At 72.4% G+C, this 22,216-nt stretch carries 17 protein-coding genes; 8 read left to right on the forward strand and 9 right to left on the reverse strand.

The window, feature by feature from the left end; genetic code table 11:
- Nucleotides 1–110: 110 nt before the first annotated feature.
- From ACFYNS_RS11470 to ACFYNS_RS11485, 4 genes are all read left to right on the forward strand, one after another.
- Nucleotides 111–398 (forward strand): hypothetical protein, encoded by a 288-nt coding sequence (locus ACFYNS_RS11470; RefSeq protein ID WP_027759094.1) that lies wholly within the window; start codon nucleotides 111–113, stop codon nucleotides 396–398.
- 82 nt (nucleotides 399–480) lie between these two features.
- Nucleotides 481–1,332 (forward strand): hypothetical protein, encoded by an 852-nt coding sequence (locus ACFYNS_RS11475; protein ID WP_388602254.1) that lies wholly within the window; start codon nucleotides 481–483, stop codon nucleotides 1,330–1,332.
- Nucleotides 1,333–1,348: 16 nt separating this feature from the next.
- Nucleotides 1,349–3,334, forward strand: a complete 1,986-nt coding sequence (locus ACFYNS_RS11480) for a fumarate reductase/succinate dehydrogenase flavoprotein subunit (RefSeq protein ID WP_388602256.1) — start codon at nucleotides 1,349–1,351, stop codon at nucleotides 3,332–3,334.
- Nucleotides 3,331–4,119 carry a succinate dehydrogenase/fumarate reductase iron-sulfur subunit gene (locus ACFYNS_RS11485; protein WP_360303004.1) on the forward strand — a complete coding sequence of 263 codons (789 nt, stop codon included), beginning with the start codon at nucleotides 3,331–3,333 and terminating at the stop codon, nucleotides 4,117–4,119. The genes ACFYNS_RS11480 and ACFYNS_RS11485 overlap by 4 nt, the downstream gene beginning before the upstream one ends.
- Nucleotides 4,120–4,280: 161 nt before the next feature.
- On the opposite strand, the gene ACFYNS_RS11490 is transcribed toward ACFYNS_RS11485, so the two are convergent.
- The 4 genes from ACFYNS_RS11490 to ACFYNS_RS11505 all read right to left on the reverse strand — a co-directional run bounded on the left by ACFYNS_RS11490 (nucleotide 4,281) and on the right by ACFYNS_RS11505 (nucleotide 10,474).
- On the reverse strand, nucleotides 4,281–6,326 hold the full coding sequence (locus ACFYNS_RS11490) for a SpoIIE family protein phosphatase (protein ID WP_388602258.1): 2,046 nt from the start codon (nucleotides 6,324–6,326) through the stop codon (nucleotides 4,281–4,283).
- Between the two features lie 304 nt (nucleotides 6,327–6,630).
- Complete coding sequence (locus tag ACFYNS_RS11495; RefSeq protein WP_360289598.1) at nucleotides 6,631–9,216, reverse strand: SpoIIE family protein phosphatase; 2,586 nt, start codon at nucleotides 9,214–9,216, stop codon at nucleotides 6,631–6,633.
- A 147-nt stretch (nucleotides 9,217–9,363) separates the two neighbouring features.
- A complete protein-coding gene (locus tag ACFYNS_RS11500; RefSeq protein WP_360289600.1) occupies nucleotides 9,364–9,579 on the reverse strand; it encodes an SPOR domain-containing protein in 216 nt (71 codons plus the stop codon).
- Between the two features lie 142 nt (nucleotides 9,580–9,721).
- Nucleotides 9,722–10,474: a GntR family transcriptional regulator gene (locus ACFYNS_RS11505; RefSeq protein ID WP_388602261.1), complete on the reverse strand. Its 753-nt coding sequence runs from the start codon at nucleotides 10,472–10,474 to the stop codon at nucleotides 9,722–9,724.
- 389 nt (nucleotides 10,475–10,863) lie between these two features.
- Between ACFYNS_RS11505 and ACFYNS_RS11510 the strand changes: the two genes are divergently transcribed.
- Both ACFYNS_RS11510 and ACFYNS_RS11515 read left to right on the forward strand, forming a co-directional pair.
- A complete protein-coding gene (locus ACFYNS_RS11510; RefSeq protein WP_360289604.1) occupies nucleotides 10,864–11,433 on the forward strand; it encodes a hypothetical protein in 570 nt (189 codons plus the stop codon).
- Nucleotides 11,434–11,729: 296 nt separating this feature from the next.
- The gene (locus ACFYNS_RS11515) at nucleotides 11,730–12,128 is read left to right on the forward strand and encodes a hypothetical protein (protein WP_388576123.1); all 399 of its coding nucleotides are present in this window, start codon (nucleotides 11,730–11,732) and stop codon (nucleotides 12,126–12,128) included.
- A 141-nt stretch (nucleotides 12,129–12,269) separates the two neighbouring features.
- Here the strand turns inward: ACFYNS_RS11515 and ACFYNS_RS11520 are convergent, their stop codons facing one another.
- The 3 genes from ACFYNS_RS11520 to ACFYNS_RS11530 all read right to left on the reverse strand — a co-directional run bounded on the left by ACFYNS_RS11520 (nucleotide 12,270) and on the right by ACFYNS_RS11530 (nucleotide 14,809).
- Nucleotides 12,270–12,932, reverse strand: a complete 663-nt coding sequence (locus tag ACFYNS_RS11520; RefSeq protein ID WP_388602264.1) for a helix-turn-helix domain-containing protein — start codon at nucleotides 12,930–12,932, stop codon at nucleotides 12,270–12,272.
- 14 nt (nucleotides 12,933–12,946) lie between these two features.
- Nucleotides 12,947–14,281 carry an MFS transporter gene (locus ACFYNS_RS11525; RefSeq protein ID WP_388602267.1) on the reverse strand — a complete coding sequence of 445 codons (1,335 nt, stop codon included), beginning with the start codon at nucleotides 14,279–14,281 and terminating at the stop codon, nucleotides 12,947–12,949.
- Between the two features lie 240 nt (nucleotides 14,282–14,521).
- Nucleotides 14,522–14,809 carry a hypothetical protein gene (locus tag ACFYNS_RS11530; protein ID WP_388602270.1) on the reverse strand — a complete coding sequence of 96 codons (288 nt, stop codon included), beginning with the start codon at nucleotides 14,807–14,809 and terminating at the stop codon, nucleotides 14,522–14,524.
- 666 nt (nucleotides 14,810–15,475) lie between these two features.
- On the opposite strand from ACFYNS_RS11530, the gene ACFYNS_RS11535 reads away from it, so the two are divergent.
- Nucleotides 15,476–16,765 carry a glycoside hydrolase family 18 protein gene (locus ACFYNS_RS11535; protein WP_388602273.1) on the forward strand — a complete coding sequence of 430 codons (1,290 nt, stop codon included), beginning with the start codon at nucleotides 15,476–15,478 and terminating at the stop codon, nucleotides 16,763–16,765.
- A 160-nt stretch (nucleotides 16,766–16,925) separates the two neighbouring features.
- The gene (locus ACFYNS_RS11540) at nucleotides 16,926–17,249 is read left to right on the forward strand and encodes a glyoxalase/bleomycin resistance/dioxygenase family protein (protein ID WP_360289614.1); all 324 of its coding nucleotides are present in this window, start codon (nucleotides 16,926–16,928) and stop codon (nucleotides 17,247–17,249) included.
- Nucleotides 17,250–17,327: 78 nt separating this feature from the next.
- Here the strand turns inward: ACFYNS_RS11540 and ACFYNS_RS11545 are convergent, their stop codons facing one another.
- Together ACFYNS_RS11545 and ACFYNS_RS11550 are read right to left on the reverse strand one after the other, a co-directional pair.
- Complete coding sequence (locus ACFYNS_RS11545; protein WP_388602276.1) at nucleotides 17,328–20,675, reverse strand: lantibiotic dehydratase; 3,348 nt, start codon at nucleotides 20,673–20,675, stop codon at nucleotides 17,328–17,330.
- Nucleotides 20,672–22,069, reverse strand: coding sequence for a lanthionine synthetase C family protein (locus tag ACFYNS_RS11550; RefSeq protein WP_388602277.1), 1,398 nt, complete (start codon nucleotides 22,067–22,069; stop codon nucleotides 20,672–20,674). The genes ACFYNS_RS11545 and ACFYNS_RS11550 overlap by 4 nt, the downstream gene beginning before the upstream one ends.
- Nucleotides 22,070–22,216: the final 147 nt, after the last annotated feature.

Below are 22,216 nucleotides of genomic sequence, written 5' to 3' on the forward strand. Positions count from 1 at the left end.
CCGTACGGCGGAAAGGCGTACCGCACCCTTCACAAGCGGGAGTGTGACGCGCAACACTCGCCACGCGCATGGACCGCGCCAGCCGCCACCACCGCGGAGGTGGGCAAGTCATGTCTCTGCACGACGAACTGACAGCCGCTCAGCGCTGCCTGGACGATCTCGCGCGCTGCGTGGGCCGACTGGAGAAACACGTCGGCACCGGCCTGGAGATCAGGCGGGTACGCAGCGACGCCGAACACCTCAAGGAGTCGCTCTCCCTGCTGAGAGCCACCGCTCCGCCGCCGAGGGCCGAGCCGCCCGCCGAGATGGTGACCATCCCGGACCAGCCCTACGACCCGGGCCTGTGGACGGATGTCGACGACGAGGGGCTCGGAGCGCGCGACCGGCACGCACCGTGACTCGTTGGACAGCGAGTCGTTGAAGGCACGCCCTTGCTGCCCGGGCCTGCCCTGACCCCAGCCGTCTCATCCGGAGAAACCGTTGGCCACTGGCACCGAACCCCGACCGAACACCGGGTCCCGCCCTCCCGTGGACCCGGGATCCACCGGCGTGCGCGCCGGCACCCGCGCCGCCATCGACGCGCCGCATCTGCGCACGGACCGGTGGTGGCTCGCCCCCGCCGCGACGGCGCTCGGCCTGCTGGCGTTCGTCGTCTACTCGACGTGGCGCGCGTTCGCGAACGCCGACTACTACCACGCACCGTACGTCTCGCCGTTCTACTCGCCCTGTCTGGCGGACAACTGCTCGACGATGAAGGGCGGGCCCAACTGGGGCCTGTTCGGCGAGTGGTGGGGGCTCTCCCCCGCGCTGCTCATCCTGATCTTCCCGCTGGGCTTCCGGCTCACCTGCTACTACTACCGCAAGGCGTACTACCGCGGCTTCTGGGCCTCTCCCCCGGCCTGCGCGGTCGCCGAGCCGCACAGGAAGTACACCGGCGAGACCCGCTTCCCGCTGATCCTGCAGAACGTCCACCGCTACTTCTTCTACGCGGCACTGCTGGTGGCGGCGATCCTCACCTGGGACACCGTGCTCGGCTTCCGCAACGAGCAGTACGAGTGGGGCCACATGGGCCTGGGCACGCTGGTCTTCCTCGTCAACATCCTGCTGATCTGGGCGTACACCCTCTCCTGCCACTCCTGCCGGCACATCATCGGCGGCAGGCTGCGGCACTTCTCCAAGCACCCGGTGCGCTACCGGATGTGGGGCTGGGTCGGAAAGCTCAACGAGCGGCACATGCTGCTCGCCTGGGCCTCGTTGCTCAGCGTGGCGCTGGCGGACTTCTACGTCTACCTGCTCGCCACCGGCACCTTCACCGACCCGCGGCTCTTCTGAGAGGGACACCAGCGACATGGCACACGTCGAACGTCAGCAATGGGACGTCGTCATCGTCGGCGCGGGAGGCGCCGGACTGCGGGCCGCGATCGAGGCCCGGGAGCAGGGGCTGCGCACCGCGGTGATCTGCAAATCACTCTTCGGCAAGGCCCACACGGTGATGGCCGAGGGCGGCATCGCCGCCAGCATGGGCAACGTCAACGAGGGCGACAACTGGCAGGTGCACTTCCGCGACACCATGCGCGGCGGCAAGTTCCTCAACCAGTGGCGGATGGCCGAACTGCACGCCCGCGAGGCACCCGAGAGGGTGTGGGAGCTGGAGACCTGGGGCGCGCTGTTCGACCGCACGCCGGACGGCCGGATCTCGCAGCGCAACTTCGGCGGGCACGAGTACCCGCGGCTGGCCCACGTCGGCGACCGCACGGGCCTGGAGCTGATCCGCACGCTCCAGCAGAAGGTCGTCTCGCTCCAGCAGGAGGACTTCAAGGAGAGCGGCGACTACGAGGCCCGGATCAAGGTCTTCCAGGAGTGCACCGTCACCCAGGTCCTCAAGGAGGACGACCGGGTCTCCGGGGTCTTCTGCTACGAGCGCGAGAGCGGCCGGTTCTTCGTCCTCGAAGCGCCCGCCGTGGTGCTGGCGACCGGCGGCATCGGCAAGTCGTTCAAGGTGACCTCCAACTCCTGGGAGTACACCGGGGACGGGCACGCGCTGGCGCTGCTGGCCGGCGCCTCGCTGATCAACATGGAGTTCGTGCAGTTCCATCCCACGGGGATGGTCTGGCCGCCGTCGGTGAAGGGCATCCTGGTCACCGAGTCGGTGCGCGGCGACGGCGGGGTGCTGCGCAACTCCGAGGGCAAGCGGTTCATGTTCGAGTACGTCCCGGACATCTTCAAGGAGAAGTACGCCGAGTCCGAGCAGGAGGCCGACGGCTGGTACGAGGACCCGGACAGCAACCGCCGCCCGCCCGAGCTGCTGCCCCGCGACGAGGTGGCACGGGCCATCAACGCGGAGGTCAAGGCCGGGCGCGGCTCCCCGCACGGCGGGGTCTTCCTGGACGTCTCCACCCGGATGCCCGCCGAGACGATCAAGCGCCGGCTGCCCTCCATGCACCACCAGTTCCGCGAGCTGGCCGACGTCGACATCACGGCCGAACCCATGGAGGTCGGCCCGACCTGCCACTACGTGATGGGCGGCGTGGACGTCGACTCGGACACCGCGGCGGCCCGCGGCGTCCCGGGGCTGTTCGCGGCGGGCGAGGTGGCCGGCGGGATGCACGGCTCCAACCGGCTGGGCGGCAACTCCCTCTCCGACCTGCTGGTCTTCGGCCGCCGGGCCGGGCTGCACGCCGCGGAGTACGCGCGCGGCCATACCGGTGAGCGCCCGCGGGTCGGCGACGCGCAGATCGACGCGGCGGCGGCCGAGGCGCTGCGCCCCTTCGGCGTCGGATCGGCGTCGGAGGAGGAGCGCGCGCAGGAGCCGGCGGCGGCCGAGAACCCGTACACGGTCCATCAGGACCTGCAGCGGTCCATGAACGAGCTGGTCGGCATCATCCGCCGCGAGGAGGAGATGTCCGAGGCGCTGGAGCGGCTGGCCGAACTGCGCGAGCGGGCCCGCCGCGCGAAGGTGGAGGGGCACCGGCAGTTCAACCCGGGCTGGCACCTGGCGCTCGACCTGCGCAACATGCTGCTGGTGAGCGAGTGCGTGGCCCGCGCCGCGCTGAACCGTACCGAGTCGCGCGGCGGGCACACCCGCGACGACCATCCCGAGATGGACCGCGAGTGGCGCCGCGCCAACCTGGTCTGCACCCTCGCCGCCACCGCCCCGGAACCGGCCGGTACCGAGGCCGGGGCCGAGGCGGGGACCGAGGCGGCGGCGGGCCGCGCGGGCCGGATCGCGCTGCGGCGCCGCGAGATGCCGCCGATCCGCAAGGACCTCCTTGAGCTGTTCGAGAAGGAGGAGTTGATCAAATATCTGACCGACGAGGAGCTGACGAGCGAGTGACTACCGCACCGGACACGACCAGCTACGACGCGCACTTCAAGGTCTGGCGCGGCGATGTGGACGGCGGCGGCCTGGAGGACTTCACCGTCGAGGTGAACGAGGGCGAGGTCGTCCTCGACATCATCCACCGCCTCCAGGCGACCCAGGCCCCGGACCTCGCGGTCCGCTGGAACTGCAAGGCGGGCAAGTGCGGTTCGTGCAGCGCGGAGATCAACGGGCGGCCCCGGCTGCTGTGCATGACCCGCATGTCGGTCTTCGACCGCGACGAGACCCTCACCGTCACTCCGCTGCGCGCTTTCCCGGTGGTGCGGGACCTGGTGACCGACGTCGGCTTCAACTACGAGAAGGCGCGGCAGGTACCCGCGTTCGTGCCGCCCCAGGATCTGGGGCCGGGCGAGTACCGGATGCAGCAGGAGGACGTGGGGCGCTCGCAGGAGTTCCGCAAGTGCATCGAGTGCTTCCTGTGCCAGGACACCTGCCATGTGGTGCGCGACCATGAGGAGAACAAGACGGCCTTCGCCGGGCCGCGCTTCCTGATGCGGGTCGCCGAGCTGGACATGCACCCGCTGGACGCCGCCGAGGAGACCGGCCTGGACCGCAAGTCCACGGCGCAGGAGGAGCACGGGCTCGGCTACTGCAACATCACCAAGTGCTGCACGGAGGTCTGCCCCGAGCACATCAGGATCACGGACAACGCGCTGATCCCGCTCAAGGAACGCGCCGCCGACCGCAAGTACGACCCGCTGGTCTGGCTGGGCAACAAGATCCGCCGCCGGACGAGCTGACGGGCCGGGCGCTTCGGGGCGGCCGGTGGCGCGGCGGGATCCGCCGCGCCACCGGCCGTCTCGCGCGTTCGGGCCCCAGCCGTCCGCAGGCCGTTCGGGCCCCACCGTCCGAAGGCGGCCACCGCCCGCTCACGGATGGCGGGCAGGGGACTCGGAGCGGCTCAGAACAGGTTCAGCAGCGCCTCGGTCGGGTCCGGCGCCGCTCCCCCTTCCTCGGGGCGGGACAACTGGAACCAGACGGCCTTGCCGGAGGGCACCCGGCGGCTTCCCCAGCCGGTGGAGAGCAGGTCGACCAGTTGCAGTCCCCGGCCGCCCTCGTCGGTGTCCCGGGCCCGGCGCCTGCGCGGCTGGACCTGCCCCGCGTCCCACACCTCGCACACCAGCGTCCGCTCCAGCAGCAGTCGCAGCCGGATGTTCCCCTCGCCGTACCGCAGCGCGTTGGTGACCAGTTCGCTGACCAGCAGCTCGGCGGTGTCGCTGAGCGCTTCCAGGTCCCAGGCGGCGAGCTGCTCGCACATCAGCTCGCGGGCCCGCGCGACCGACCGCGGCTCGGGCGGCAGCGTCCAGTCGCCGACGTGCTCGGGGTCCAGGCCCTGCACCCGGGCGACGAGGAGTGCGATGTCGTCCTCGCCGTGGTGCACGTTGAGGGTGCGCAGCACGCGGTCCGCGGTGTCCTCCAGCGGCTCGGCGGCGTCGGTGAGCGCCGAGCGGAACCGGTCCAGCCCCTCGTCCAGCGGATGGTCCCGGGACTCGACCAGGCCGTCGGTGTAGAGGGACAGCATCGCCCCCTCCGGCAGCTCGATCTCGATCTCCTCGAACGGCTCGCCGCCCACACCGAGCGGCACACCCTTGGGCACCTCCAGCAGCAGCGCGGGCTCGCCCGGCTCGACCATGATGGGCGGCAGATGCCCGGCGTTGGCGAAGGTGCAGCGCCGGGAGACCGGGTCGTAGACGGCGTAGATGCAGGTGGCCAGGTAGACCTCGGACAGGTCCGTGTCACTGCCCCGCTGGCCCCGCTGGGAGTGCTGCTTGCGCGGATCGCCCAGACCGCGCGCGATCTCGTCCAGCGCGCCCAGCACCTCGGCGGGTTCCATGTCGGTGAGGGCGAGAGTGCGTACGGCGGTGCGGAGTTCACCCATGGCGACCGCGGCCCGCAGCCCGCGCCCCATCACGTCGCCGACGACGATGGCGGTGCGGTGGCCGGGCAGTTCGATGACGTCGAACCAGTCGCCGCCGACCTCGGTGGCCGGGTTGCCCGGCAGATAGCGGCAGGCGATCTCCAGCCCGGCGGCCTCCGGGTCGCCCGGCGGCAGCAGGCTGCGCTGCAGGATGAGGGCGCGCTCGTGCTCCCGGCGGTAGAGGCGGGCGTTGTCGATGCAGACGGCGGCGCGGGCCGCCAGCTCGGCGGCGAGGGCGCCGTCACGCTCGCCGAACGGCTCGCTGCCCTTGGCGCGGGAGAACTGCGCGAGGCCCAGCACCCGGTCGCGGGCGACCATGGGCACGGCGAGTGTGGACTGCACGACGGCGCCGAACTGCGCCGGTACGGTGCCGTCCTGGCCGGGGATGTTCTGCACCCGGCCGGTGCGCAGCGCCGTGGCGAACGGGGAGTGCTCGGCGTAGCAGTGCGTGGAGCCCACCTCCGCGGGCTGCCCCGGCTGCCCGGCTGGTGGCGCGGCACCGCCTGCCCGGGCGCGAGCCGCGCCCCGCGCCGGGTCCGCGCCGTCCGGTGCGGTTCCGCCTTGGGCGGCGCCGCGCGGGCGGACCACGGCTTCGCCGGCCCGCGCCTCCTCGTCGGGAAGTACGTACCCGTAGGGGGTGTTGGCTACGGCGCTGGCGAAGGCGACCCGGCGCAGCTCGCCGCGCGGCGAGCCGACCGGCTCCCGGCGCCGCCGGGGCAGCCCGCCGGCGAGGCGGCCCCCGGCCGCCTCGCACCGAGCGGATTCCGGTCCGCCGAGGCCCTCGGCGCCGTCGGTGTCCTCGGGAGGCGTCGGTCCGACGGGGCGGGGTTCGTCCCCGGCCAGCACGCTCTCGTACAGGTCGACGGAGGCCAGATCGCAGAACTGGGGCACCGCCACGTCCAGCAGTTCGCGGGCCGTGGTCTCCAGATCCAGTGAGTTGCCGATCCGCGCGCCCGCGGCGTTCAGCAGGGCCAGGGCACGACGTACGTCGTCCTGCTTACCGGCCGCCTCCACCGGGATATCGCTCAATGCCGCCCCTTCCACTGCCGGTGCTCGCCTCCGGTCCGAGAAGTGTGGCAGGCCGGAGAGCCATCCGGAGCCCGCTCTTCCCGATCGCCACAAGTCTTCCTTGTCACGACGAGGCAATACGCGCACACCCCCGCTGTTCACGGGAGTCACCCCTGACTCCTAACCAGGGAAGGCCGGATCGAACCCCAGGAGTGCGCACCGGCCACGGACCGGGCCGCGCCGGGGTTTCGCGCCACCCCGCGCCACCCGAGCCGCGTCCGGTGCTGCTGTTGCGGACGGGATGACCGGCACCCTCCTGCTCCGGTCAGGGCAGCGGCAGTTCGAACCACACCGTCTTGCCGTCGGGGCCGTGCCGGGTGCCCCAGTGGCGGGCCTCGCTGGCCACCATCTGGATCCCCCGGCCGCCCTCCTGCTCCTCGGTGACGATGCGCTCGCGGGGCGGTTCGGGGAGCAGGTCGGACACCTCCACGATCAGCACTCCGGCCGGCCCGGCCGGATCGCGGCCGATGTCGCGTACCACCCGTACTCCGACGGGACCGTGCGCGTACCGCAAGGCGTTGGTGACCAGTTCGCTCACCAGCAGCACACAGGTGTCCTCCAGAGCGCTGAGCCGCCACTCGCGCAGTGTCTTCCGTACGGCTTCGCGCGCCCTGCGCACGGCGTAGCTGCCGGGGGTGAAGGACCAGGAGGCGGCGGTGTGCCCGGGCAGTCCGCCGAGTCTGGCCATCAGCAGCGCGACGTCGTCCCCCGTGCCCGGCCGGCCCGGGGCCCCGGAGCGCCGCCCGCGCAGCGAGTCGATGAGCAGGTCGCAGGAGTTCTCCAGCGCGCCGCAGCCGGTGACGCCGACGGGTCCCGTCGAGACGTAGGCGCCCGCGCCGTTCCAGGTGCACGCGTCCTCGGATGCCGACCGGCGGGAGCCGGGACCGGCGAGCAGCGCGCAGACCCGGTCGATGCCCTCGGTGATGTCCTCGCCCCTGCTCTCGACCAGGCCGTCGGTGTACAGCACCAGGATGCTCCCCTCCTCGACCTCGACCTCGGTCAGCGGGTACTCCTGGTCCGGTTCGGGTCCGACGACGCCGAGCGGGACGCCCGAGGGCACGTCGACGGGCCGGACCCGGCACCCGCTCTCACCCTCGCGGGTGACCAGCAACGGCGGCACATGACCCGCGCTCGCCATGGTCAGCACCCCGCAGCGGGAGCCCGCCGAGGTGGGAGCCGGCTCGTAGACGGCGTACAGACAGGTGGCCATCAGGGGGTCGTCGGGCCCGTGGGAGAGGTCGTCCCCCACCGTGCTGACCCGGGCGAGCAGTTCGTCCGGCGGCAGATCGAGGCCCGCCAGCGTGCGGACGGCGGTACGCAGCCGTCCCATCGTGACCGCCGCGTGCAGCCCGTGCCCCATCACGTCGCCGACGACGAAGGCGACCCGGCCGCCCGGCAGCGGGATGACGTCGAACCAGTCGCCGCCCACCTCCGTACCACTGCTTCCCGGAACATAGCGGTAGGCGAGGTCGACTCCGGGCGGCTCGGGGATGCGCTGCGGCAGCAGGCTGCGCTGGAGCATCAGCGCGCCCTCCCGCTCGCGCGCGTACAGCCGGGCGTTGTCCAGAAAGGTGCCGGAGCGGTCGGCCACCTCCGTCGCGAGCGCGCGGTCGTCGTCCCCGTACGGCTCGTCCTCCTGCGCCCGGCTCACCAGCAGCAGCCCGAGCACGGTGCCGCGCGCCCGCAGCGGCACCGCCATCAGCGAGTGCACCCCCAGTTCGAAGGTGGCCCCGACCCGGGGGTCGCCGGACCGGGTCGCGCGCAGGATCTCCTCGGGCGTACCGGCCAGTTGCGGCATTCCGCTGTCCAGCGCCCGGCCGAGCAGCGACTCCCGTTCGTAGCGGATCTCGCTGCCGAGCCGCAGCAGTCGCTCCACGCGCTCGCCGCTCTCCCGGGCGGCGAACCCGAAGAGGCGCAGCGGCGTGCCGACGGGAATCACCGGTTCGGGCAGCTCTCCCCCGACGGCGACCTCGTCGCGCAGCATGATCCCGGCGTAGCCGGCGAACCTCGGCACCAGCACCTCGGCCAGCGCCTGCGCAATGGCGTGCACGTCCAGCAGGTTGCCGAGCGCCACGCCGACCTCGTCGAGCAGGGCGAGCCGCTGCCGTGCCGCCTCCGCCTTGTTGAGCGCCTCCAGCCGCTCGGTGATGTCCATGACCGTGCAGCTCACCCCGCGCACCGTGCCGCTGCGGTCGGTGATCCGGGCGTAGGAGAGGGAGCGGGCTCCCCTGCCGTCGGGCGCGGTGGTCACCAGGTCCACGACCGAGCGCCCGGTCTCCAGCACCCTGGACTGGATCTGCAGCACCTCCTCGGCCATGGCGGCCGGGAGCAGGTCGGCGACGGTGTGGCCGATGAGCTCGGCGCGGGTGGCGTTGTTCAGTCGTACGAGTGCGTCGTTGAAGCGGACGAAGCGCCGGTCGGTGTCGAAGACCGCGATGCCCAGCGGCGAGGAGGCGAACAGGGCGTCGAGCACGGCCAGATCGTGCTCGACGGCACGCAGCCGGCTGGTCTCCATGATGCTGGCCAGGACGAACGGGCGCTGCTCGGTGTCCCGCAGCATCGAGCCGCGGCCCTCGACCTCGACCACGCTCCCCGCCCGGTGGCGGATGTGCAGGATGCCCTGCCAGCTTCCGGTGCGCCCGAGGCTGTTGCGGCGGGCACGGCGCTCGGCCTCGTCGCTCTCGACGAAGTCCTCGATCGAGCGGCCGACGGTGTCCTCGGCCGACCAGCCCAGGATCTCCTGGGTGGTCGGGCTCCAGACCAGGACGGTGCCGTCCCCGTCCAGCATGACGACACCGACGCGGAGGGTGTCCAGGAGCGAGGTCGCCTCGTCGGCGGGTTCGGTGCTCACACGGCCCACGCCCCTGGTCGGGAACTGGATACCTACGACGTGGGGTCATTATCCACATATCGGACACGAGGTGCGAAGGAGGGGCACGCGGAGCGCCGCACCCGGCGCCGGGGCGGCGGGGAACGGAGCGGGGGCGCGCGTACGGCGTCAGCCGCGACCGCCCTCCGCGTGCTCCGGGTGCGCGGCCAGCCGGTCCCGGTGCTCCACCAGGTACCCCTCGGCCTGTTCGCTCAGCCGTTCGGCGAGATGCTGCGCCTCGGCCCGGGTGGCATAGCTGCCGACGCGGTAGCGGTTGCCGTGGCGGTCCTGGCGGATGAGCTGCCAGGGCAGCACCGCGTCACTGTCGCCGCTCGCACTTCGCATATGCCGGAGCTTACGCCCGGCCCTCACGCACCGCATTCGGCTTTGCACATTGCGGTCAACATTTCGGCCAGGCGTTCGCCCGCCGAGCGGCGGCGCCCCGGCGCACCGCGGAAGCAGAACCGCACCGTACGCGCCGGGGCGGCTACTTCACCGGCAGGTGGTACGCCAGCTTGAATCGGTCGGCGGGCACCACCACGTCCGCCGTCTCCACCGGACGCTTCCCCGCGTAATAGGTCCGCGCGATCACCAGCACCGCGTGCCCCGGGACGCCGCCCAGCGCCGTCATCTCCCCCGCCCGGCCGGGGCGGCTCGCGACCTCCTCGGTGACGTTGTCCACCACCAAGTCGATCGCCCCCATCCGCTCCACCACCCCCCGGCCGCCCAGCGGCCCCTCCTCGGGCAGCATCACCGGCGTCCGACCCGTCACCGCCAGCGGCTCCCAGGAGACGGAGAGCATCACCGGGTCGCCCCCGACATGAAAGACGTAGCGGGTGCACATCACCCGGTCGCCACGCTCGATGAACAGCCGCTCGGCGATGTCGGCCGAGGCGTCCTCCTGCTCGCTCCGCGACTCCCAGGTGCCCCGCACCCGCTCGTCGGACTGCTCCTGACGGAAGGGCGTGCACTCCCCCAGCGAGCGGTAGCCGGTGCGGGAGACCCGGCGGGCGGCAGGCAGCTCCCGCACATAGGTCCCGGAGCCGGAACGGCCCTCGACCAGCCCCTCCGCCATCAGCACCTTGCGCGCCTCCAGCGCGACCGTGTCCGAGACGCCGTACTCCTCGCGGATGCGGGCCTGCGAGGGGAGGCGGGTGTGCGGCGGAAGGGATCCGTCCGCGATCTTGCTGCGCAGATCCGAGGCCACGCGCAGATACGCGGGTTGCTCACCGAATGGCACGTGTGCCCTCCCCGTTTCGGCCAGATGCTGAGTGAAGCTGACTGGTACCGGGCGATACTGACGGTCAGCAACAGCTTGACAACAGAGTGTTGTTGGCCGCAACGGTCGGCCAACGTTTCACCCGATGTGATGAGCACCTGCTCAGGCCCGCCCCGACCCGCCCTCGACAGCGCGGCACGGGGCGGGCCGTCGGCGGTCCCGGGAACGGGAACGACGCCGTGGCCGAGGAACGGCACGGTACGCGGAGCCGATAATCTGCTGCATCACCGGCCACTCGGGCCGGATGCGCCCCACACGCCGAGGCCACAGCCGCCGCCCGAGTCGCTCCGCAGCGACGACGGCACACCCCTCCCCATTGGAGAGCGCACCCGATGACGTTCCGGCAGCACATGAGGCAACGGACGGTCAGCACCCTGCCGGAGCTGACCGGCAGACCCGCCTCCGACGTCTACGCCGTCACGTTCCGCATCGACAGCGTCGACCAGGACCCGCGCTTCCCCTACCTGGCACTCGGCTGCACCACGGAAGACGAGCCGGCCCGGCTGCTCGCACAGCCGGACGCACCGGCCCCCTGGGAAGCCCGCTGGCACTACGCCTACTTCCCCCCATCGGGCCTGGAGGGAATCCGTGTCCTGGGGCACCACACGGAACACGACCCGCACGGCACCGCACTGCACCGCCGGGAGGCCGAAGCGGACGGCCTCTGGTACGAGGACGACGCCCCCGGCCACGTGCAGGACGAGCGCGGAGCACTCCTCGACGCCCGGTTCCGCGAACTCTGCGTCGACCTGGCCCGGCTGCTCCACACCCAAGGCGACCTGGTGCGCGTCCTCGGACGGCCGGTACCGGTCCTCCTCTACGACATGTTCGACCCCGAGGCGATGTTCGCCCTCACCCGCTCCGCCAACCCACCCGAGTCGGTGGCGGACTTCCTGGCCGGGGACGAGCCACCCGCCTGAGCCCGGAGGGCCGTTCGCGGAGGTGCGATCCGGCAGGGCCGCACGCACGACGGGCTGCGGTACAGAGCGCGGGGTTGCACCGCCCGCCCGCAGAACACCCCAGACATAGACGCGTCCGAGCGTTTCGTATGCATGCCTCCGCGAACGCATCTCTTCGACATACCGCACACACCGCGTCGGCAAAGAAGTGCCCATGCAACCCTGGCAATTCGGGCTTGTCCGGGGCATGATCCTCTCCGGACGGCCCGACGGACTCGCCGCTCGGGAAACCCGTGAACGAGGAGAGTGGGGGGCGTATGTCCCGTATCAAGCGTGCTCTGAGCGTGGCGGTCGGCGCCGCCGCCTGTGTCGCCCTGGCGCAGGCCCCGGCGAACGCAGTCGGTTCCTGGCACATCGCGGACGCGTCGAACGGCCGCGGAACCGGGGCGTTCAACAGCGGCGACAACAACAAGTTCCGGATCGCGGACACCAAGGCGGACGGCTACAGCATGGTGCTCCGCATCAAGCTCCCCGGCCGCTCCGAGATCACGTCGTGCGACGACCGCAACGGTGCGAACAACGGGTACGAGTACTGCAGGATCAGCAACATCCCGCACAACACCGAGGTCCAGATCAAGGCCTGCGCGAAGGACTTCAGCGGCGGCCTTCCGGGGTGGATCGACTGCTCCTACTGGATCAAGGACTACACCAGCTGAGCCGGCGGGCGGGCGGACAGCGGTACCCGAACGCGAGGGTTCCGCCATCCGCCCGCGGAACGCCCGGGCACGTCCGCGCCGCGGCCCCGTCCGCGGCGTCCGCGGCGTCCGCACAGGACCGGCCGGACGCGACCCAGTCGGCTAGTCGGCCGGCTCGGCGGGCGGGGCGCCCTCCGCGGCTCGCATCGCGAACAGGACCATCGTCGCGCTCACCCGCACCGCGCCGTCCGTACCGGGCGGCAGCGCACAGCGGTGCAGTTCGTCCCCCACTTCTCTGGCGCGCTCGCGCACCCCGGCCCACACCTCCGGCTCCAGCCAGACCTCCGCGTCGGTCATCTCCCCCCGCACCCCGGTGTCCCGCTGGGCCGTACGCCGCCGCAACTCCTCGCCCAGCGCGCCGGCCAGAGCGAGATACGCGTCGACGCCCTGCGGCATGCCGCGGCCCAGGCGGTCTCCGCTGTCCGGGTCGTGGCGGTAGCGCTTGGCCGTGCCGCCCCGTACGGCCACCTCGCCCACCGCGTCCACGAGTCCGGCCTTGTGCAGCCTGCGCAGGTGGTAACTGACGTTCGCCTGCGACTGGTCCAGGGTCCGGGCCGCCTCCGCCGCGCTGTACGCCTCTCCGGTCAGCAGGGAGAGCAGTCGCAGCCGCAGCGGATGGGCCAGCACCCGCAGATCCGCCATGGACGCTTCGGAGGCCCCGGAACCGGCGGCGGCGCCTGGAGCGGCAGCGGCACGGGAGGGCTGCGCGTCGGTCGGGTCGGGCGGGCCGGGCGAGTCGGTCGGACCGGAGCGGGAGTGCGGCATCCGGTCAGTCTGCCTCACACCGCCGCGCGCTCCGCAGCTCCCTCGTCCGGCACCGGCCCGCCCGCCGTCAGCCCCCGCACCTGGCTGCTGCCGAGTGCGCCCGCCGTCACCAGCAGGACGAGGCCGACCCCGCACAGCAGCGTGGGACGCACACCGAAGCGTTCCGCCAGCGGCCCGGCCGCCATCTCGCCCAGCGGAAGCGCGAGGGTGGACCCCAGAGCGTCGTAGGAGTAGACGCGGGCCAACGTCTCCTGCGGGACGTTCTCCTGGAGCGAGAGGTCCCAGGCCACGCTGAACTGCTCGAGTGCGATGCCGTTGGCGAACATCGCCATCAGCAGCAGGGCCAGATCGGCCGATTCCGCGAGGGCGACGAGCGGCAGCGCGTCCAGGGCCACGACGGCCACGCCGATCCGCAACGCGTGCCGCGAGCGGGAGCGCGCCACGAGCAGCCCGCCGACCAGCGCGCCGGCCATCTGGGTGGCGAGGACGAAGCCCCAGGCGGTACGGCCGAAGGTCGCGTCGGCGACGGCCGGTCCCAGCACCTGGATACCGCCCGCCGAGACCGCGTTCACCACGAAGAACTGCAGCACCACCACCCACACCCAGGTGCGGGAGGCGAACTCGCGCCAGCCCTGCCGCATGTCCTGCCAGGGCCGCGCCCGCTCGGCGGTCCCGGCGGCCGTCGCGGGGTCGAGAACCTCCGCGGTTGTCGCGGGCGACGGAGCGGCGGCGCGTCCAGCCAGGACGCGCCCGGCCAGACGGTAGGCAGCCGCGGCGCCCAGGAAGGCCACGCCGTCGAGCACCATGCCCCAGCCCGGGCCGGCGACGGCTGCCAGCAGGCCGCCGAGCGAGGTCCCCGCGATCATCCCCGTGTTGATCCCCATCCGGGAGAGCGCGTTGGCGGGCCGCAGCTCGCCCGGCGGCACGGTGCGGGGCAGCAGCGCGGCGGACGCCGGTACGGAGACGGCCGCCACGGCACCCTGCACCACGCTGAGGACCAGCAGCACGCCGATCGGCGCCCGGTCGGCCAGTACGGCCAGCCCCACACCGGTCTGCACCAGCGCGGCGGACGCGGCGGCGCCCTGGAGCACCAGCGCCCGGGGCAGCCGGTCGGCCAGCAACCCGCCGAAGAGCAGCAGCAGCACGCTGCTGACGGACCGGGCGCCGACGACGAATCCCACGTCCACCGCGGAACCGCCGAGGTCCAGCACCGCGAAGGCGAGGACGACGGGCGCCATGGAGTTGCCGAAGAAGGTCAGGGACCGGCCCAGCGTGAGCGCGCGGAAGGCGCGGTGACGCAGGACTCCGCGGAGTATGTCGCGGTCGGGGCGGGAGGAAGGGAAGGCCACGTGGTGAGTGTGCGGCACCCGCAGGCAACCGTCAAATACTTCTTTGGGGGTAGTCCGCGGCGGCGCCTGCGCACGGACGGACGCGACGCGCATGGCCCGTCGGGAGTGCCGGACACCCAGGGGCCCGGGACCGAGGAAGGGACGCTGCCGCGGGAACCGGGCCACGCACGGCAACCGGGGGGCGAGAACACCGCACCGGGACCGGAGCCGGTCGGCTCCGGTCCCGGCGCCCGTCCTGCGTCACTTCAGCAGCAGCGGCACTCCGGCAGCCAAGGGGGTGAACTGGCGGGAGCGGGTGGGAGCGAAGCCCTGGTCGGAGCCGGCGATCTGCAGGACCGCGCGCTTGCGCTTGTCGAACAGCGGGGCGGGGACAACAGCTTCGTCGCGGCCGCCACCGTCGGCGCCCAGAAGCGGAGCCTGGAGCTTCCGTCCCCTCCCGCGCCCACCTGAGCCGCCGAAGTGCACGTACGGCTGGACCCTGGCGCCGCGCTCCCCGTTCCGCCGCCGCCCCATGAGATCGGACATCATCACAGGACCCCCTTCCCTTCCGGAGGAGGAGAGAGAGCATCCCAAGTCCGCTCGAATTCAGTGCCGTTGGGCACTGCAGGCGGCTCAGTTGCGTGCCGGACGCCTCCGCGACCGACAGCGCCGAGAGTGCCGCTGCTCCCTCAGCACCAGAGGTCTCCGCCCAGGTGTGCGACACCTCGTCCCCACACACCGGTGGTGCGCAGGGACGAGGACGAACCGTCGGCTACTCTCCGCCGCCGTCCGAGTCGCTTCCGCTGGAGGAGCCGCCGTCGTCACCGGACTGTGAACGCCTGTTCCTGTCATCTCCTGTCATGGGCGAAGCATTCCTGGCGGACCGCCCGGGGAACCACGGCCCGGGGCACGGCTTGCGGAACGAGACACACCGGCCACCAGGATCGAGCGCCTCGGGACGACCGGTCGGTACTCCCCCGTGCCCCGTGCCGTCCGTCGGACTCCTCACGGAAGCGCACGGAGTACGCCCACGTGCGCCACCCGGCCGCGCACCGACTCCCCGTGCGGAAGTGAACCGGACGGTCACCGCACCCGTTTCTAGAACCGGTGCCGGCAGAACCGACCTCGGTCCGCGACATCGACGGGCCGGTGTGGTTCTCACGTGTCCAGGGGTGAACGCCGGGCACCTTCCCCCGCCCCCTACGCGAGGTGACCATGCTCGGATCGGACAGCAGACAGGACTTCTACCCCGCCGCCGGAGGACTCCGCCGCCGCGCCCTCTTCGCCCTACTGAGCGGCTTGTGCGTGGCAGCCGTGGTCGCCGCGCTGCTCGCGGTCGACACCTCCGGTGGGAGCGACGAGCGGGCCGGGCTGGCCGGGGGCACGCACGCCTCGGAGACGGGCGGACCCAAGAACGTCGGATACTTCACCAACTGGGGCGTCTACCAGCGCGACTACCACGTCAAGAACATCGAGACCTCGGGCTCGGCGGACAAGCTCACGCACATCAACTACGCCTTCGGCAACGTCCAGGGCGGCAAGTGCACCGCCGGTGACAGCTACGCCGACTACGAGAAGTCCTACACCGCCGCCCAGAGCGTCGACGGCAAGGCCGACACCTGGGACCAGCCGCTGCGCGGCAACTTCAACCAGCTCCTGAAGCTCAAGAAGAAGCACCCGGACCTGAAGGTGCTGTGGTCGTTCGGCGGCTGGACCTGGTCCAAGGGCTTCACCGAGGCTGCCCAGAACCCCGACGCATTCGCCGAGTCCTGCTACGACCTGCTCGACGACCCCCGCTGGAAAGGACTCTTCGACGGCATCGACATCGACTGGGAGTACCCCAACGCCTGCGGACTGAGCTGCGACACCAGCGGGGAGGGCGCCTTCGCGAAGCTGATGAAGGCACTGCGCGGCAAGTTCGGGGACAAGCTGGTGACCGCGGCCATCAGCGCCGACGCCACCGACGGCGGGAAGATGCAGGCGTCCGGGTACTACCGGGAGGCCGCCCAGTACGTCGACTGGTACCTGCCGATGACCTACGACTACTTCGGTGCCTTCGACAAGGAAGGGCCTACCGCGCCCCACTCGGCGCTGGAGGACTACGAGGGCATCCCCAAGAAGCTCTTCGACACCAAGTCCTCCATCGCGGCCCTGCTGTGGAACGGTGTCCCGCCGGAGAAGATCCTCATGGGGCTCGGCTTCTACGGCCGCGGCTGGACCGGGGTGACACAGCAGGAGCCCGGCGGCACGGCGACCGGCCCGGCCCCCGGCACCTATGAACAGGGCATCGAGGACTACAAGGTGCTCAAGACCCGCTGCCCCGCCAACGGCACGGTCGGCGGCACGGCCTACGCGTACTGCGGCGACGAGTGGTGGAGCTACGACACTCCCGAGACCCTCAGGGGCAAGGTCGCCTGGGGCGAGAAGCAGAAGCTGGGCGGCACCTTCGTCTGGGAACTGAGCGGCGACACCCCGGACGGCGAGCTGATCAAGTCCATCCGCTAGACCGGGGATCGCCCGGCACGGGTCCTCGCGGAGGGCCCCGCGGTTCCCCACCGCGGGGCCCTCCGCTGCTCGGATGCGTGGGTACGGGGGCTTCCGGTCCGGCATCGTCGGTTGCGGCGAGCGGCTGGGTCCCCCGCTCTTTCACGGAAGGACACCCACCATGACGGCAGCGATGCCCCCGTCCCCTGCCCGTATCTCCCTGGTGGTCGTCTACGCCGACCGCCTCGAGGAGTGCCGCGCGTTCTACGCCGGGCTGGGGCTCTCCTTCGTGCGCGAGCAGCACGGCACCGGCCCGGTGCACCACGCGGCCGCACTGCCCGACGGCAGCGTGCTGGAGTTGTATCCCGCGACCGCCCGGCGCCCGGCCTCCAGTGTGCGGCTGGGCTTCCGTGTGAGCGGCGGAGAGCTGACACCGCCGCTGCCCCCGGGCCGGCACACCGTCACGGACCCCGACGGCCGAGCGGTCGAGCTCTACGCGGAGTGATGCCCGGGCTGGTGTTCCGGACGCAGGCGATGGCCGACGTCCCCTGGGTACGCCGCGGTCCGCCGCCCCGCCCGGGGCTCACCCCGGGGCGTGTGCCGCGCGGTCGAGGAGGCGGCGCCAGACTCCGTAGGCGATCGCCTCGTCGGAGGGGCGCAGGCCCATGCGGTTGCAGTGCATGTGCAGCAGGGACAGGACGATGTCGCCGCGGTCCGCCTGGAGTTGGCCGCTGTGCTCCAGCTCGGCCATCCGCCGGGTGAGCCGCTCCGCGGCCGGGCGCCACACGGCGTCGGCCCCGTCGAGCAGTTCGCGGGCCGGGCCGTCGTCCGCGCGGGCGGTCCACAGGCCGCGGCCGACCGTGCGGTGGAGGTCACCCCCGGCGTTGCGCTGCGCCGCGAGGCGGGCGAGGGCGTGCCGCGCCTCGGGATCGGGGACGAGGGCGCCGCACAGCCGGTCGAGGGTGAGGGCGACCAGCGCGGCGCGCTCCTGGGACGCGTCCAGGCCGAGGGGTGGCAGCCCCGGCAGTCCGGTTCCGGAGGCGCGCAGCTGCCGGAGGAGCTGGACGACGGCCGCGCTGTCCTGCCGGAACCATTCCTCGGCGTCGGCGATCAGTTCGGGGCCGCCGTAGCGTTCGACCTCGCGCTGGTAGCTGACGAAGGTGTGGTCCGCGAGGTACCCGCCCCGGGCGAGGTCGTACGCCCAGGCGGTCACCTCGCGCAGCACGTCCGCACGCGCGGACTCCTCGGGTATGTGGAACCGTACCCGCAGGTGGGGGGCCGGATCGCCGTAGCGCAGGAAGAACGGGGAGGGCACGCCGTACTGTTCGGCCAGCCGTCCGGTGAGGCCGGCCAGGCCCACGCCCAGCAGGGTGTCGTGCGCGTCCGGCTCGGCGTAGAGCTTCACGGCCAGCCAGTCGCTGCCGATCCGCTTGCTGCGTACCCCGGGCTCCTCGGCGGCGTCGGGGACGGACCGGGGGCGGATGTGCCGGGCCACGGGGCCCGGGTCCTCGCCGGTCCGGACGAGCGGCACGACGATCTCGGAGGCGTACGGTTCGCCGGCGGTGTCCCGCAGGAAGCCCTCGTCCGGTGCGGGCAGGACCTCCTCCAGGGTGATCCCGTCCTCGGTGGCCCGGTCCAGGCTGTCGCGCAGCTCGCGCAGCGAGGCGGCGCTGGTGAGGTCGAGCAGCAGGGCGTTGTCGTTGTCGGTGAGGTTGACCAGGCGGGGCACCAGCCACGTGTCGGCCCAGGCCCGGACGGCTTCGGCGAACGCGGCCGCGGCGGCGTCCTCCCCGCCGTCCTCCCCGTCGCCCCCGCCGCCGGGGGGCGGTGCGAGGTCGCCGGGACGCAGCCGCCACCGCGCCCGGCGCAGCACCAGATCGCCCCGTTCGACGCGGGGCAGGAACGGCATGGTCCAGGTCAGGCTCTCCCAGCTGAACCATGAGACCGTGCCCGAGAGGCCCTGGGAGACCTCCAGCATGAACCGGCAGGGGTCGGGCGCACCCGCCCAGTTGAGCATCGCCCGGTCGGTGACGTGCAGTCGGCGGCCCAGTGTGCGGCTGCGCAGATAGAGCTTCCCGTCGGCCACCCCGACCAGGACGTCGTCCAGCCGGATCACGCGGTCCGTCTCCCGGCCGGGTGTGACGTTGACCGGCAGCTCCCAGGTGTGCACGGTGGGGCGGATCGTGACGTTGATGGAGCGGGCGTGCTGGGGCAGCGATGACAGCTCGGCGCAGACGGCGTCGCCCTGGCGCTGTTCCTCGGCGGCGGCCAGCTCCCGCAGCGAAGCGCGGGTCTCCTCGTCGAAGAGGTCGTGGAAGCGGGAGAAGGTCCTGCCGCCCATCACCACGCCGGCGGTGCCGCAGACAGCGCGCCAGCGCTCCCGGTCCGGGCCCGGCGGCAGCAGGCCGAGGTACAGGTCGAGGACCGGCATCGGCGGCCGGTGGTCGTCCTCGGCTGCCGATGCCTCGGTGAGTTCGTCGAGCATTCGGTCGTCGAGCTGGACGCTCAGCTCCCGGCGGGCCAGCGCTCCGGAGACCATCCGGTTCAGCACGGTCTCCCGGGGCCGCTCCTCCGGCCGGTCCGCTCCGTCGACGGCCCGGGGGACGACGCCCGGCAGCGGGTATGCCTGCCCCGGGGAGCGGTATCGGCGCGGCGGGCCGAGACCTGTCTCCGGGGTCAGCGCCTCCAGCAGGGGGATCTCGGAGCGGTGTCCGTAGCGTTCGGAGAACGCGTCGGCGTACTCCGTCAGATGCATCGGATAGCGGTCCTCCGCGCCGACGCGCCGGAAGACGTGGGCGGCCTCTTCCGCCAGGTCGGCCACGGCACGGGGAAGGACGAGAGGCGCGTCGAGGTTCAGCGTCGAGTCGATCTGGAGCATCGGGCCCGCGTGGCCTCCGACGGCCTCCGGCATCGGCGCGCTCGCCGCCTCCAGCAGTTCGGACACCGGGATCTCACCCTCGTTGAACGCGCCGATCGCGGCCTCCACCCCGTCGATCGCCCCGGCGACGGCGGGGTCGGTGACGGGAGGCAGCATCGAGCGCAGCAGCGAGGCGTCGCGGTCCGTCCGGCCGGTCGGCGGGACCAGCAGCCGGGGTCGCTCGGCGGTGATGAGGATGTCGCTGTCGAGAAGGCCGTCGAGCAGGGTCGCGATCTGCTCGGTGCCTGCCGTCGGGAAGTCCTCGGTGAGCCGGGCGGTGAGGTCGCCGAGTGTCGTCGGCGTCCGGGTGTGGTCGAGCACGGACCGGATCGGCCCGGTGAGCCGTACGCTGACGGAGCGTCGGCCCTTGGGCGCGGACCGGCCTCCCTCGCCGCGTGCGCCGGCGCGGGCGGCCTCGGCTCCGGCATCGAGCCCATAGCCCTCGGCGGTGGACAGCCACACCCGGCCGCGGGCCACGTGGAGCAGGTCGTTGCGCCGCACCCGCAGGTCGCTGGGCTGCTGCCCGCCGAAGGCGAGCCGCTTGACCAGGTGCATGACCCATCCGGAGTCCGCTCGTGCGCGGGCCGCTCCGATGGCGGTGTCGCCGAGCCGGGTGCGCTGCTCCTCGCCGAACACCCCGGTGGTGACGCCCGCGAAGAGGCCGAACGGCGTCGCGCGGAAGCTCATCCGGTTCAGATAGCGGCTCAGGCCGCGGACGGCCTTGCGCCGGTCCTTGCCGCCGAGGCTGTCGAACCGCTCGACGGCGTCCGCCAGATGGGGCGAGGCAGCCCGCACGGCGTCCGGTACGCCCGGGGTGGACCACAGCTTGCGGAGCCGGTCGGCGTAGTCATGGTGATCGCCGTCATCGTCCTGCCAGGCGTCGGCGCGGGAGGCCGCGCCGTCCGCGGCGGGCAGCGACCTGAGCAGGTCGAGCATCGGGCGCGCGGGCAGGGCCGGAGCCCTGAGCATGAAGAACCCGCTGGCCCGGTAGGTGTCGGCACTCTCTTCGGTCATGTCTCCCCCATGCCTCGGTCCGGTCCCGTCTCCGCCCCGGTCCCGCCCGGCTGGTGTACGCGGGAAGGTCTGGGTGTCAGGAACAGCAGCTCGTCCCACTCGGCCGCCGTGTCGGAGACGGCACCGAGGAGGGCGAGCATGACTCCGGCCGCACCCGTCAGCAGGCCGGGATTGTGCTCGTGCCCTCCCCACGGGTCGTAGTCGGGGAAGAGGTAGGGGTGCTCCGGGTCCGCGTAGGAGCACATCCGGGACAGGAATGCGTCGTGCATGCGCCGCAGGTCCGGCAGGCCGGTCTGGGCGGCGGCCCGGCCGTAGACGGTCACCAGTCCCGCCAGCCCGTGGCACAGGGTGGGCGAGTTGATGCGCTGCTGCTCGGCCGGGGTGCGTTCGACGCCCAGGAGGGTGGCCACCGCGAGATCGGTCGGCTCCGGCTCGCCGCAGGCCGCCGAGGCGGGCAGCAGGGACGCGGCGACCCCGGGCGGGCCGTAGCACCAGGCGCTCCTGGCCGGTACCTGCTCGGCGCCGGTGTCGGGGCGCCCGGTATCCGGGTGGGGCAGCAGGAGGTTGGCCCATGCCGGGTAGTCGAGGCTGTCGATGCGCAGCGCTTCGAGTGTCCGGGCGAGCTCGCGGACGCCCTGTCGTACCCGGAGCGAGCGTGCTTCCTGGTCAGGGGTGCCGGTCGCGTGGGCGATGTCGGGGCGGCAGAGGGCCGCGAGGATGCCGGGCGGCCCGTGGGCGAATCCCAGGTTGTACACGCCGTCGGGAAACTGCTTCACATATCCCGGCAGAGGCGTCGGCTCTCCGTCGGGGCCCAGAATGGTGGGGAAGTGCGAGGGTGCGCAGAACCATCTGAGCGGGCCGCCGTCGTCCCGGGTCAGCTCCACCAGATAGTCGACGAGGCGGTCTGCGGCCTGCCGGGTGGCGTCCGTCGCCCGCCCGCCGAGGAGGTCCGCGGCCCTGAGGAGCGCGGCGAGCCAGCCGGCCGCGCCGCCGATGACGTCGTAGTCGTGCGAGGCGACGCTTCCCGCGGCGGGGTTCAGCGTGATCGCCCGGGTCTGCCGGGCGAGTTGGTCGGTCATCGTGGCCAGCGTCGGGAGGTAGCGCGGCTCCAGACGGGCGTACTCGGTCACCGCCCAGACGACACCCGCGGTGCCGAGGTACAGACCGGGCGCCTGCAGGGGGGATGCGGCACTCACCTCGGCGGTGCGCCGCAGAAGGAGCTGTCCGGATTTGAAGTAGCGTTCCTCGTCGAAGACTTCGGCCGCGTACCGGAGGGCGAGCGCGATGCCGGGGGCGCCGTCCGCGAGGTCCGCCTTCTCCGCGGCGCCGCCGGCCGATTCCATGAGCCGGTCGGCCACCTCGCGAGCCAGCCGCAGAGCCTCTTCGTCGGTCACTTTCTCCGCCGAGCCGGACCCCATAGCGCCGCCGTTCCCTCTCTCAGCCTCTTCGGTGCATCTCAGCTCTCGCGGTGAACAACCAGACGGAGGGCTCTGAGACCCCCTGTGCACGGACCGCGGGGCCCTCCGCGTGGCTCACCATGG

This window comes from Streptomyces sp. NPDC006925, from assembly GCF_042869575.1.
Lineage (GTDB): Bacteria > Actinomycetota > Actinomycetes > Streptomycetales > Streptomycetaceae > Streptomyces.